We start from the raw sequence: 13,115 nt of genomic DNA, 5'->3' as shown, positions 1-13,115 counted from the left end.
GGCAGTGGCCCGCGAGGGCGTCGGCCCGACGCCGACCGCCCGGCGAGCGTGCCGGCGCCGGGGGCACCCGTCACTCGGCGTCCTCCCCGACCAGCGCGCCCGCGAACTGCGACTGGTAGAGCCGGTGGTACGCCCCGCCCGCGGTGATGAGCTCGTCGTGCGTGCCCTTCTCGACGATCGCCCCGTGCTCCATGACGAGGATCAGGTCCGCGTCGCGGATCGTCGACAGCCGGTGCGCGATGACGAAGGACGTGCGTCCCTGCCGGAGCGACGCCATCGCCTGCTGCAGCAGCCGCTCGGTGCGGGTGTCGACCGAGGACGTCGCCTCGTCGAGGATCAGCACCGACGGCTGCGCGACGAACGCCCGCGCGATGGTCAGCAGCTGCTTCTCCCCCGCGGACAGGTTGGCGGCGTCCTCCTCCAGCACGGTGTCGTACCCGTGCGGGAGCGAGTGCACGAACCGGTCCACGTAGGTGGCCTGCGCCGCGGCGAGGATCTCGTCGTCGGTGGCGGTCTGCCGGCCGTAGCGGATGTTCTCCCGGATGGTGCCGGCGAACAGCCACGGGTCCTGCAGCACCATGCCGGTCCGCGACCGGGCGTCGTGCCGGCTGAGCGTAGCGATGTCCTGGCCGTTGACCAGGATGCGGCCGCCGTCCAGCTCGTAGAACCGCATCAGCAGGTTCACCAGCGTCGTCTTACCGGCGCCGGTCGGGCCGACGATCGCGACCGTCTGCCCGGGCCGGACCGTGAACGACAGGTCGGTGATGAGCGGGGCGTCCGGGCTGTACGAGAACGCGACGTGCTCGAACTCGATCGTCCCGTCGCCCTCCGCCGGCTTCGGGGCGTGCGGGTCGTCGGCGCGCTGCTCGTCCTCGTCGAGCAGCTGGAACACCCGCTCGGCGGAGGCGGTGCCGGACTGCACGACCGCGGCCATGCCGCCGAGCTCGGAGAGCGGCTGCGTGAACATCTGCGCGTACTGGATGAACGCCTGCACGCTGCCGAGCCGCAGCGACCCGTTGGCGACCATGAGCCCGCCGAGCACCGCGATGCCGACGTACGTGAGGTTGCCGACGAACGACATGCCCGGCCAGATGATCCCGGACAGGAACTGCGCCTTGAACGACGCGCGGTAGAGCTCCTCGTTCTCCGCCTTGAACCGGTCGGCGAAGTCCTGGCGGCGGCCGAACACCTTGACCAGCGCGTGCCCGGAGAACGACTCCTCGACGCGGGCGTTGAGGCGCCCGACCTTGCGCCACTGGGTGCCGAACGCCTTCTGCGACTTCGGCCCGATGACGCCGAAGATCACGCCCATCAGCGGGATCGAGACCAGGGCGACGAGCGCCAGCTGCCAGGAGATCGAGAACATCATGACCATCACGCCGATGACCGTGAGGATCGACGTCAGCGCGGTGGACAGCGACTGCTGCATCGTCTGCGTGATGTTGTCGATGTCGTTGGTGACCCGGGAGATCAGCTCACCCCGCTGCACCTTGTCGAAGTAGGCCAGCGGCAGCCGGTTGATCTTCGCCTCGACCTGCTCGCGCAGCCGCCACATGGCGCGGACCATGATGACGTTGATGATGTAGCCCTGCAGCCAGGTGAGGAACGCCCCGGCGACGTAGAGCGCGAGCACGGTCAGCAGCAGCCGGCCGAGCAGGTCGAAGTCGATGCCGGCACCCGGCACCAGGCCGTCGACCGCCTCGATCATCGCCGCCATCCGGTCCTGGCCGTCGGCGCGCAGCGCGGCGACGGCCTGGTCCTGCGTGACGCCGTCCGGCAGCCTGCCGGGAAAGGAACCCGGTGAACACCGCGTCGGTGGCCCGCCCGAGGATCCGCGGCGCGAGCACCGTGAGCACCACGCCCGCGGAGCCGAGCACCGTGACCAGGATCAGTGCCACCCGGTACGGGCGCAGCAGCCCGATCATCCGGCCGAACGACTCCTTGAAGTTGTCGGCCTTGCCCGGCGCGACCGAGTCCCAGGAGTCGGACGCGATCCGCGCCTGCTCCCCGAGCTCGATCTCGAGCTTCTCGTCCTCGGCGAGCTCCCGGCTCCTCGACCTGCGCGCGCTGGCCGCGCCTCGTCGTCTTCTCGGTCATGCGCCGGCCTCCACCGCGAGCTGGGACTCCGCGATCTCGCGGTACGTCTGGTTGGTCTCGAGCAGCTGCTCGTGGGTGCCGAGCCCGGCGACGCGGCCGTCCTCCAGCACGAGGATCGCGTCCGCGGACGTCACCGTGGACACGCGCTGGGCGACGACGACCTTGGTGACCTCGGGCAGCTCCGCCAGAGCGCCGCGCGCAGGCGCGCGTCGGTCGCGAGGTCGAGCGCGGAGAACGAGTCGTCGAACACCAGCACGCTGGGCCGGCGCACGATCGCGCGGGCGATGGCGAGCCGCTGACGCTGGCCGCCGGACACGTTCGTGCCGCCCTGGGCGATCCGCGCGTCCAGGCCGCCGTCCATCTGCTGCACGAAGTCGCTCGCCTGGGCGATCTCGAGCGCGCGCCACAGGTCGGCCTCGCTCGCGTCCTCCTGACCGAGGCGCAGGTTCGACGCCACCGTCCCGGCGAACAGGAACGGACGCTGCGGCACGAGGCCGATCTGCGTCCAGAGGGTCTCGAGCTCCAGGTCCCGCACGTCCACGCCGCCGACGCGCACGACGCCGCCGGTCGCGTCGAACAACCGCGGGATGAGCGAGACCAGCGTCGTCTTGCCCGCGCCGGTCGACCCGATGACCGCGACGGTCTGCCCGGGCTCCGCCGTGAACGTGACGCCCGACAGCACCGCGTGCTCGGCCTCGGGGTAGGCGAACGTGACGTCCTCGAACGCGACCTCCCCCGGGCGGGGCGCGGTGCGCACCGGCTCCGTGGGCTCGGCGAGCGTGGACTCGCTGGCCAGCACCTCGGAGATGCGCTCGGCTGAGACGGCCGCGCGCGGGATCATCACCGTCATGAACGAGGCCATGAGGACGCCCATGAGGATCTGGCCGATGTACTGCATGAAGGCGAGCAGCGTGCCGATCTGCACCGAGCCGTTGTCGACCTCGATGCCGCCGAACCAGATCACGCCGACCACCGTCACGTTGAGCACCAGCATCGCGAGCGGGAACAGCACCACGAACAGCGAGCCGATCTTCCGGCCGACGACCATGATGTCGGTGTTCGCGCCGCGGAACCGCTCCTGCTCGATGTCCTCCCGGACGAACGCCCGCACGACGCGCACGCCCGTCAGCTGCTCGCGCATGATCCGGTTGACCGCGTCGAGCTTGGTCTGGAACGACCGGAACAGCGGGACCATCCGGCTGATGATCAGCCCCGCGATGAGGAGCAGGGCCGGCACGGCGACGGCGATCAGCCACGACAGCCCGACGTCCTGCCGCAGCGCCATGATGATGCCGCCGACGGCGAGCAGCGGGGCGGTGACCAGCATGGTCGCGCCCATCATCGCCAGCATCTGGACCTGCTGGACGTCGTTGGTGTTGCGCGTGATGAGCGAGCCGGCGCCGAACCGGGAGATCTCCCGCTCGGAGAACCCGCTGACCCGGCCGAACACGTCGTCGCGCAGGTCGCGACCGACCTGCATGGCCGCGCGGGCCGCGAAGTAGGTGGCGACGACCGCCGCGACGATCTGCCCCAGCGACACGGCGAGCATCAGCGCACCCGTGCGCCAGATGTAGCCGGTGTCGCCGAGCGCGACGCCCTGGTCGACGATCTTCGCGTTGAGGCTGGGCAGGTACAGCATGGCCAGGGCCGATCCCAGCTGGAACACCAGCACGCCGACGAGCAGCCGGCGGTAGGGGCGCAGGTAGCGCGTCAGCAGTCGGGCGAGCACACGGGTCTCCAGGTGGGTCGGGGGGATGGCGGGTCGACGCGCGGCGAGGCGCGACGGTGACGGCCGCGCGGGGGCGCGGCGCGTGATCGGCAGAACCGAGGGTACGCACCGGGTCCGACACTCAGCGTCCCCTTTTCGACGGAGCCCGTCACCCACCTAGTGGCGCTCCGTCCCGGTCCCGACGGACCGGCACCGGGTGGTGCGGCGCGGCGCCGAACGGGTGAATCCCAGCCGTCCGTCACCACCGCCCGGCAGAACTCCCGGTGCCGGGTGCGCGTGGGGTGCCAGAGTGCGCCTGCGGATGCTGTGCGTCCGCTGTCCCGGGCCTGTGACCAGCGGGGGCAGGAGACGACCGACGCCGGTTCCCGGCAGGAAGGCACCACCGATGTCCGCACGTACCACCCGCCTCAGCTCCGCCGTGGTGAGCGCCGCGCTCGTCGCGGCGACCACCGGCGGCCTCGCCGCGCCGGCGACCGCCGCACCGACCGGACCTGGCGACGGCTCCCCCGCCGACTCCGTGCCCGCCGACCCCGTGCCCGCCGACCCCGTCGCCGCCGACCCCGTCCCCGCGGCTGGCGGCCCCACGGCGAGCGCCGTGGACGAGGTGGACGACGTCACCGGCCCCGGCCTCGCCGGTACCGGGTCGCTGGTCGGCACCGCCTGGACGCAGGAGCTCGCCGCCGACGAGGACGTCGTCGGCTGGTGGTACGCGGTCGACGGCGCCGGGCGCACGATGACCACCGGCGACGACGCCCGGCACGCCCGCGTCGTGCTCGACGGCCTGCCGGTCGGCCTGCACCTGCTCACCGTCTGGGCGCTCGACGCCGCGGGCAACGAGGGCTCCGCCACCTGGACGGTCGAGGTGCCCGCACCGGCGCCCGCGTCGCCCCGGGTCGAGAGCAGCGGCTCGCTGAGCAGCGAGACCCCGTCGTTCACGTTCCGCGCGGTCGACCGCGACGTCGTCGCGTGGACGTACGAGCTGGACGGCGGCCCCGTGACGCCGTTCGCCGCGGTCGACGACGAGCGTGCGGAGCTGCGCCTGCCCGGCCTGCCGGTGGGCCCGCACACGATCCAGGTCACGGCCAGCACCGCGGCGGGGGGCGTGACGCGGCTGCCGTTCTCGTTCGTCGTGCAGGCGCCGGCGCCCGCGCAGGACGGCCCGCCCGTCGGGTGGGGCGGCGGCGTCGAGGACGGCGCCTGGGTGTGGGGCTTCGGTGCGGAGGACGAGGACGTCGTCCGCTGGACCTACGCCGTCGACGGCGGGGCCGTCACGCGGATCCCCGGCGCCGACGCGCGCCGGGCGTCCCTGCGTCTGGAGGGCCTCGCGCACGGCAGCCACGTCCTGACGGTCTGGGCGCAGAACGCCGCGGGCGAGGTGACCCGGATCGAGGACCTGTTCCAGGTGGACGTCCCGGGGCACGGCGGCCCGCGGATCGGCTCCGGCGGCGGGCTCGAGCCGGACGGCACGTGGGTGTGGGGCTACGGGGTCGAGGACGGCAGCGCGCCGGTCGCGACCTGGGAGTACTCGCTCGACGGGTCCCCGCGGTACGGCATCGCCGACGCGGACGCCGGGCGAGCCGAGCTCCGGCTCGCCGACCTGCCGCCCGGCCGGCACGTCCTGTCCGTGTGGGCCACCGACGGCGCCGGCGCGTCCACGGTCGTCGTCTGGGTGTTCGACGTCGACGGTGGGGGCCCGGACACGGCGGCGCCGCAGCTCCTCGACACCACCCGGACCCTCGAGGCCGGTGCCTGGACGTTCCGCTACGTGGCGGACGAGACGGTCGGGCGGTGGGCGTACCGGCTCGACAGCGGAGCCGAGACCGAGTTCACCGGGACCGACGCCCGCTCGGCCGTCCTCCGGTTCGGCGGCCTGCAGCCGGGTCCGCACGACCTCGTCGTCTCGATGTCCGACCTCGCCGGGAACACCAGCACGTACCGCTGGGTGTTCGACGTGGCGGGCGCGCCGGACCCCGGCCCGACGCCCGGCCCCGTCGTCCCCGACCCGCTCACACCCCGCCCGACCGGGCCCGTGACCCCGACGACGCCGGCGCCGGTCCCCGCGACGCCGGCGCTCCGCGCCGACGCGATCCCGGCGTCCAGGATCGCGCGCGGCGTCGCCCGCGGGCAGTCCGGCCCGTCCGTCGCCCTGATCCAGCGACTGCTCGGGGTGACGGCGGACGGCCGGTTCGGGCGGCAGACCGCGGCCGCCGTCCGCGCGTTCCAGCGGACCCACGGGCTCGTCGCGGACGGCATCGTCGGGCCGCTCACCTGGGCGGCGCTCGTCGACGTCGCCAACGGTGGCTCGGGCGTGTCCGCGATCACGGCCGCGTCCGTGCCGCAGGCCCTCGTGCTGCGCGGTGTCCGACAGGGCGCCCGCGGGCAGGCCGTCGCGACGATCCAGCGCCTCGTCGGCGCCCCGGCCGACGGGCGCTTCGGGCCGCGGACGCGCGCCGCGGTGCTGGCGTGGCAGCGGGCGCACGGGCTGGTGGCGGACGGCGTCGTCGGCCGTCGGACCTGGGCCGCCCTGGCGTCGCAGCGCTGACCTCCTGCCGCTCCTGCGCCGGGGGACGCCTCAGTCCGCGCCCCCCGGCGCCGGCAGCGCCGCGTAGTGCTCGACGAGCACCGGGTGGTAGTCGGCGAAGTCGATCGCGTCCGGGTCGCCCCCGGTCTCGGCGGCGACCAGCCGGTCCAGGTAGTACTCCCAGCCGGGGCCGATGTCACCGAGCGCCGCGGCGTCGTGCACCACCTGCGCGAAGCTCAGGGTCGACCCCGCACCGGCGGCCGACACGACGAGCTCGAGCTTCCACACGCCCCACGGGTTCACGCTGCGCACCGCGAGCCGACGCGGCGGTTCGCAGGCGAGCACCTCGTAGGTGGACTCGGCCACGTCGTCGCCCTCGGCGGTCATCCGGACGGCGACGCTCCCCGACGCGGGGTCGCCGGACCAGGTGGCGATCCACCGGGCGAGCCGGTCGGGCTCGGTGACCGCGGCCCAGAGCTCGCGCGGCGGCATCGGCAGCGTCCGGTCGAGCACGAGCACGTCGGTCCCGTCGCGGTCCTCGCGGCGTCCGGTGGGCTGGACGGTCATGGTGCCTCCTGGGTGGGTCGGGACCGCCACTGTGGCACCGACGGACCCACCGCCACCAGACCCGGGGCCCGGGCCGGTCTGACGCGGGCCGTCCCGGTCCACCGAGCACGGCGCGGGCCGCTCGGACCGGGCTCCGTCGCCGCGTGCCGGGCACTAGGTTGCGGTGCAGGTGTTCGCCCGCACGATCCGCCCAGCGCCCCGCGACGTCAGGAGAGCACCACGACAGCACTCGAGCTCGTGCTCCCCGCCCTCGCCGTGGTCGGGGGCACGTGGGCCGCCTACCGCCTGGCCCTGCGGGTTCCCGGCGTCCCGGCGGCCGGGTGGTTCCCCGACCCCGCCAGCACGACGGCACGCCGACGGTTCTGGGACTCCCGCGCCTGGACGCGGTCGGTGGCGGACGGCGGCGAGCCCGCGGACCGGGGCCACCGGTTCCGGGGGCGGTTCTGGGGCTCGTGGGTCGGGTGGCTCGCGGGCGCCGTGGTCGTCCTCGTCGCCGGCACCGCGCTCTACCGGTCGACCGGTCAGGTGCACGTCATCGCCGCGACCAGCCTGCTCGGCATGGCCGGCGTCTGCTGGGCGTTCTACCGGTTCGTCGACCAGCAGCTCGACCTGTCCCGGGCCATCGGGCCCGGGCAGCTCCTCGCGGTGGTGGTCGCGACGTCCGGTGCCGCGCTGCTCGTCGCGGGCAACCTCAACGGCTGGGTCATCGACACCTACGGCGTCCGCACCGCCACCGCGACCGTCGGGTTCGTCGAGGAGTCGACCAAGCTGCTGGTCCCGCTCGCCCTGTTCCTGCTCGGCACCTACCGCGACCCCCGCGCCGGGATCGGGCTCGGTCTGGCCGCGGGGTTCGGGTTCGCGATCACCGAGACCACCCGGTACGCCTACCAGCTGCCGGCGGCGTCCGGTCCCTCGTTCTGCGGCGGGGCGGGCATCGCGACCGACCCCGCGAGCGTCGCCGCCGCCCAGGTGCTGCGGATCCTCCTCGTCTCCCCGTTGCACTGGCAGTGGACCGGGATCGCCGTGGCCGTCGCGTGGCGGCTGTGGCACCTCGACGGCCGCCGCGGGACGCCCGGTGCCGTCGGCGGGATCCTGCTGGTCATGGTCGTCCACTCCCTGAACGACAGCTCGGCCACCGCGGTCTGCGACGCGCCCGAGATCGCGCCCCTGATCGGACTGCTGAAGTGCGGCCTCCCGATCGTGATGTACGTGGTGTTCCGCGCCGGGGCGCGCCGGTCGACGCCGCCGACGCTGATCGGCCGCGTCACACGCGCCTGGACCCCGCGGCACCTGCCGACGGACGCCGTCGCCACCGGCACCGACGACGTGGGCGCCGCGGAGCCTGCGACCCGGTCCTGACCGTCCCGGGCGCGTCGGTCTCCCGACCGGGACCGACGTCGTCCGCACGCGACCCCGCGCGAGGCCCCGCCGCCTCACAGCAGCGTCGTGAGCACCCCGCCGTCGGCCCGCAGCGCGGCACCGTTCGTCGCCGACGCGCGCGGGCTCGCGAGGTACACGACGAGGTCGGCGACCTCCTCCGGCTCGAGGAAGCGCTGCAGCAGCGAGGTGGTGCGCGCGGCGGCGAGGTCGCTCTTCAGCTGCTCCTCCGGGACGCCGTGGGCGCGGGCGAACCCGGCGACGGTCCGTGCGACGCCGTCCGAGTAGGTCGGCCCGCCGAGGACGGTGTTCACCGTAACGCCGGTCCCGCGGGTCGTCTTGGCCAGGCCGTTGCCGAGCGCGATCATTCCGGCCTTGGTCACGCCGTAGTGCGTCATGTCCGCGGGGACGTCCACCCCCGACTCGCTGCTGATGAGCAGCACCCGGCCCCAGCCGCGGGCCAGCATCGGGCCGAGCAGCCGACGGGTGAGCCGGACGCCGCTCATCAGGTTGACGTCCAGGTACCGCCGCCAGTCGGCGTCCGTGATCCGGTCGAACGGCGCCACGTCGAAGACGCCGACGTTGTTCACCAGGACGTCGACGTCGCCCAGCCGGTCGAGGAGGTCCTCGACCTGCGCGGCGTCGGCGAAGTCCGCGGGGATCCCGGAGACGACCGCCTCGGGCACCTCCCCGCGCAGCCGGTTGACCGCGCTGTGCACCCGGTCCTGGTCGCGCCCGTTGACGACGACCTCCGCGCCCTCACGCAGCAGGGCCCGCGCGATGGCGAACCCGATGCCCTGCGTCGACCCGCTCACGAACGCCCGCTTGCCTGCCAGTCCCAGATCCACGCGTCCTCCTCCGGCGACCTCGCGAGGCCGCATTCACTTGCTCAGTCAAGTCATCGTAGGTGGCGATGACTTTCCCGATCAAGTGAACGGACTACGCTGGCCCCATGACGGATCCGCAGACCGCCGCCGAGCTGACCGGGGAGGACCTGGAGACGTGGTCCGCCCTCGCGACCGTCCTGGAGTGGCTGCCGCCGGCCCTCGACGCCCAGCTGCAGCGGGACGCCGGCCTCACGCACTTCGAGTACGGGATCCTCTACGCCCTGGACCGGGCCCCCGAGGGCACGTTGCGGATGAGCGTGCTCGCGGACTACGCGAACAGCTCGCTGTCCCGGCTGTCCCGCGCCGTGACCCGGCTCGAGTCGCGGGGGTGGCTCCGCCGGGCGCCCGACCCCGCGGACGGACGGTTCACCCTCGCCGTGCTCACCGCCGCGGGCCGGCGCACCGCCGAGGAGGCGGGCCCGGGGCACGTCCGCCACGTGCGCCGGCTGGTGCTGGACCGCCTCACCCCGGCCCAGAACCGGCAGCTGCGGGACATCAGCCGGCGCATCGCCCAGGGCATCCGCGCCGAGGGGGCGTACCAGCCCGCACCGGCGCCCGTCGACAGGGCACGACCCGGGAGATGAACCGCGCAGGACCGTGGCGGCGACGGTGCGCGAGCGGGCGTCACGCCCCCAGCGCCTCCGCGCGGGCGAGCAGCACCGGTCGCGGCGGGCGCGCGGTGCGCAGCACGTCGAGCACGGTCCGCCCCTTCGCGACGACGACCGAGGTGTCGAGGCCGGGCGCGGCCAGCAGCGCGTCGTACAGCGGCCCGAGCCGGTCCTCCGGGGCGTTCCCCTGTCCGGCGAGCAACGTCAGCGGCACGGCGCCGTCGGCCTGCTGCGCGTTGCCGTCGGCCCCCGCGGCCAGCAGCGCCGCGACCACGCCGGCGTCGCGCACCGGGTCCCGGTCGCCCGAGCGGTCGAGCGCGAGGTGCAGCGGGGTCTCCCCGGCCCGGTTGCGCACCGTGACGTCCGCCCCGTCCGCGAGCAGCCGCGGCACGAGCTCGGTGCGCACGTCCAGGTCCGGGTTGCGGAGCACCGCGTGCAGCAGGGTGTCGGCGCTGCCCGGCTCGACCGAGGTCGCGTCCGGGGCGGTGTACACCGCCAGGACCTCGTCCAGCCGCTGCCAGGTCGCGGTCTGCGTCAGCGGCTCCCCGACCGGGACCGCGTCGATCCGCTCCAGGTACGCCATCACGTGCTCGAAGAGCTGCGGCCGCCGGAACCGGTGCAGCCGCGCCGCGTCCAGGACCGAGCGGCCGCGGCGGCCGGGGTCGAGGAGCTCCAGGCCGGGCTGGTCGAAGAAGGCCCGGTAGTACGGCTCGTGCTCGGCAGGCGAGAGCTTCGGGTGGTCGACCTCCTCGACGGGCCGGCGCAGGTGCCGACCCGCCTCCCGGTTCGGGTCGGCGCCGGCGGCGATCAGGTGCCGCACCAGCCCCGGGTCGACCTCCGGGTCCCGGGCGCGCTGCCCCAGCAGGACGTGCAGCACCGTGTAGCCCTCGTCCAGGACCACGGCGGCGTCCGCGCCGTCGTCCACCAGCCGACGCACCATGAGCGCGCGGGTCGCCGGGTCCCGGTTCGTCAGCGCGTCCGGGAGCAGGGTCCGCCCGCGGTCGTCGGCGTACGTCGGCCAGGTGGCCGCGTCGTACACGGCCTCGAACTCCGCGGCGGTCGCCCGCTTCAGCCAGAACCCCGACACCACCACGTGAGCCTCCGCACCCCGAGCGCGACGCCGACGGGCGGACGACCCGCGGCCGCTCCACCGTACGCGGGCCACGACGCGCGCGAGCACTGAGCCACCCCGGACAGGGGAAAGGCCGCCTCCGGTCTTCCGGAAACGGCCTCTGACCTGCGACACGATGTGTCGGGCTGACAGGATTTGAACCTGCGACCCCTTGACCCCCAGTCAAGTGCGCTACCAAGCTGCGCCACAGCCCGATGGTCCTCGGAAGGACCTCGGTGGCCCCCGCAGGAGCCTCGGAAACTCTACCGCATCCGCAGGGCTGCCTCGTCCCCCACCGGCAGGTGGGCGCGCCACGCGGCGGCGACCACCACCAGGCAGACCAGGGCGACGCCGACCCCGGCGACGAACATCTGCGGGTAGGCCCACCGCGTGGAGAGCCACGCGAGGACCGCCGGGACGAAGAACCCGAGGTACGCGGCCGAGTAGTAGACGGCGGTGAGCCCGGCGAGGTCCGAGGGCGTCGCGATGCGCTGCACCTCGGACAGCCCGGCGACCAGCGCGAGCCCGTACCCGGCGCCGAGGACGGCGGCGGCGAGCAGGACGACCGGCAGCGCGAGCGTGCGGGACGCCCACGCGGCGAGCCCCATGCCGACGACGAGGATCACCAGCGCCACGACCGACGCGCGGGCGCTGCGGTGCGTGTCGACCAGCCGGCCGAGGGTCTGCACGCCGAACCCGACGGCCAGGGTGACCACGGTGAGCAGCGCGGAGAACGCGATCGGCATACCGCCGGCGTGCTCGCGCATCAGGCCGGGCAGCACCGCGTACGCGGACCCCACGGCGCCGAACACCCAGGGCGCGAGCGGCAGCACGACGCGCAGGAACCGCCGGTGCGCGACGGCCGGGACGCGCAGGTCGTCCCGCAGCCGGCCCCGGTCGCCGGTCGGTCGGCGGGTCTCCGGGACCGCCAGCACCCCCAGGCCGGCGACGACCGTCACGACCGCGTGCACGAGGTACGGGGTGCCGGTGCGCCACGGGCCCCACTGCGCGAGCACCCCGGCGAGCCCGGCACCGACCAGGAACCCGGCGGTGAGCGCGAGCGACGCCCGGCGCGCCCCGGCACGTGGTTCGCCTGCCGCCGCGCACAGCTCCGCGACCCAGGTCGTACCCACGGCCATCACGAGCCCGAGGGCGAGCCCCGAGAGCACCCGCCCCGCGGCCAGCGCGGGCACCGACGCGGGCCCGAGGGCGAGCACCAGCGACCCCACGATCCCCAGCGGCGCGGCGGGCAGCAGCAGCGGCCGGCGGCCGTACCGGTCGGACAGCGGGCCGCCGACGAGCAGCGCGGGCACGATCCCGAGCACGTAGGCGGCGAGCAGCACGTTCACGGTGAGCGCGGACAGGTGGCTGACCTCGCGGTACATCACCAGCAGCGGCGTGAACTCGTTCCCGCCCCACGCGACCGCGCACATCAGCGCCCCGACCCGCAGCCAGGTGCGGGCGCCGACGGTCGTGGTGCCGGCGCCCGGCGTCGCAGCGGCCGCGTCGGCGGTCACGGCGGTCACCGACCCGCTCCCGGCAGGTGCGCGTCGTGCAGGTGCGCTCGCAGCGCGGTCCGGAAGCCCGCCGCGTCGCCGGCCTCGACGGCAGCGACCAGCGCCTCGTGCTCCGCGACGAACCCGGGCGCCCGCTCCCCCGCCGCCCCGACGGACAGCGCGATCATCCGCCGCTGACGCTCGCGCAGCGTGGCGGCGAACTCCGTGAGCACCGCGTTGCCGCCCGCGGCGACGAGGGCGAGGTGGAACGCGCTGTCGTGCTCAGCGTAGGCGTCGAGGTCGCCGGCGCGGACCGCGGCCCGTTGCCGGTCGAGGAGGGCGCGCAGCCCGGCGACGAGCGCCTCGCGGGTGGCCGGCGTGGCGACGGCGACCTCGACCGCGTGCCCCTCGAGCAGCAGCCGGGCGTCGACGACCGCCTCGGCCTCGCCCGGGGCGACGGGGACCACCAGGGCGCCGCGCCGCGGGAACAGCCGCAGCCAGCCCTCGGCAGCCAGCCGGAGGAACGCCTCGCGGACCGGTGTGCGGCTGATCCCGAGCTCGGCGGCCACGTCGCCCTCGCTCAGCATCTCCCCCGCCGGCAGGCGCCCGGACAGCAGCGCCCCCTTCACGTGGCCGTACGCGGTCTCCGCGGCGGGCGGCGCGAGCATGTTCATGGTCACTACATGTATCTCAGTCGCATCCCACGGTGCGGCGGCGGTCCA

8 protein-coding genes, 1 tRNA gene and 2 pseudogenes are annotated in these 13,115 nt (G+C 74.7%); 3 read left to right on the top strand and 8 right to left on the bottom strand.

The window, feature by feature from the left end; translation table 11 throughout:
- Positions 1 to 70: 70 nt before the first annotated feature.
- Both AC1VL8_RS13610 and AC1VL8_RS13605 read right to left on the bottom strand, forming a co-directional pair.
- A pseudogene (locus AC1VL8_RS13610) lies at positions 71 to 2,018 on the bottom strand (ABC transporter ATP-binding protein).
- A 75-nt stretch (positions 2,019 to 2,093) separates the two neighbouring features.
- Positions 2,094 to 3,826, bottom strand: a pseudogene (locus AC1VL8_RS13605) (ABC transporter ATP-binding protein).
- Positions 3,827 to 4,211: 385 nt separating this feature from the next.
- Between AC1VL8_RS13605 and AC1VL8_RS13600 the strand changes: the two are divergent.
- Positions 4,212 to 6,368 carry a peptidoglycan-binding domain-containing protein gene (locus tag AC1VL8_RS13600; RefSeq protein ID WP_483075524.1) on the top strand — a complete coding sequence of 719 codons (2,157 nt, stop codon included), beginning with the start codon at positions 4,212 to 4,214 and terminating at the stop codon, positions 6,366 to 6,368.
- A 30-nt stretch (positions 6,369 to 6,398) separates the two neighbouring features.
- Here the strand turns inward: AC1VL8_RS13600 and AC1VL8_RS13595 are convergent, their stop codons facing one another.
- A complete protein-coding gene (locus AC1VL8_RS13595; RefSeq protein WP_483075523.1) occupies positions 6,399 to 6,914 on the bottom strand; it encodes an SRPBCC family protein in 516 nt (171 codons plus the stop codon).
- 237 nt (positions 6,915 to 7,151) lie between these two features.
- Between AC1VL8_RS13595 and AC1VL8_RS13590 the strand changes: the two genes are divergently transcribed.
- Positions 7,152 to 8,273 (top strand): PrsW family glutamic-type intramembrane protease, encoded by a 1,122-nt coding sequence (locus AC1VL8_RS13590; RefSeq protein ID WP_483075522.1) that lies wholly within the window; start codon positions 7,152 to 7,154, stop codon positions 8,271 to 8,273.
- Between the two features lie 74 nt (positions 8,274 to 8,347).
- On the opposite strand, the gene AC1VL8_RS13585 is transcribed toward AC1VL8_RS13590, so the two are convergent.
- Complete coding sequence (locus AC1VL8_RS13585) at positions 8,348 to 9,139, bottom strand: SDR family NAD(P)-dependent oxidoreductase (RefSeq protein WP_483075521.1); 792 nt, start codon at positions 9,137 to 9,139, stop codon at positions 8,348 to 8,350.
- A gap of 104 nt (positions 9,140 to 9,243) precedes the next feature.
- On the opposite strand from AC1VL8_RS13585, the gene AC1VL8_RS13580 reads away from it, so the two are divergent.
- On the top strand, positions 9,244 to 9,762 hold the full coding sequence (locus AC1VL8_RS13580) for a MarR family winged helix-turn-helix transcriptional regulator (protein ID WP_483075520.1): 519 nt from the start codon (positions 9,244 to 9,246) through the stop codon (positions 9,760 to 9,762).
- Between the two features lie 40 nt (positions 9,763 to 9,802).
- Here AC1VL8_RS13580 and AC1VL8_RS13575 read toward each other — a convergent pair whose 3' ends face one another.
- From AC1VL8_RS13575 to AC1VL8_RS13560, 4 genes are all read right to left on the bottom strand, one after another.
- Positions 9,803 to 10,879: a hypothetical protein gene (locus AC1VL8_RS13575; protein WP_483075519.1), complete on the bottom strand. Its 1,077-nt coding sequence runs from the start codon at positions 10,877 to 10,879 to the stop codon at positions 9,803 to 9,805.
- A gap of 159 nt (positions 10,880 to 11,038) precedes the next feature.
- Positions 11,039 to 11,112, bottom strand: a tRNA-Pro gene (locus tag AC1VL8_RS13570).
- A gap of 48 nt (positions 11,113 to 11,160) precedes the next feature.
- Positions 11,161 to 12,423, bottom strand: coding sequence for an MFS transporter (locus AC1VL8_RS13565; RefSeq protein ID WP_483075518.1), 1,263 nt, complete (start codon positions 12,421 to 12,423; stop codon positions 11,161 to 11,163).
- Complete coding sequence (locus AC1VL8_RS13560; protein ID WP_483075517.1) at positions 12,420 to 13,067, bottom strand: GntR family transcriptional regulator; 648 nt, start codon at positions 13,065 to 13,067, stop codon at positions 12,420 to 12,422. The genes AC1VL8_RS13565 and AC1VL8_RS13560 overlap by 4 nt, the downstream gene beginning before the upstream one ends.
- Positions 13,068 to 13,115 lie beyond the last annotated feature (48 nt).

This window comes from Cellulomonas sp. KU4C, from assembly GCF_056868065.1.
This window is presented reverse-complemented; position numbering and strand designations above follow the sequence as displayed.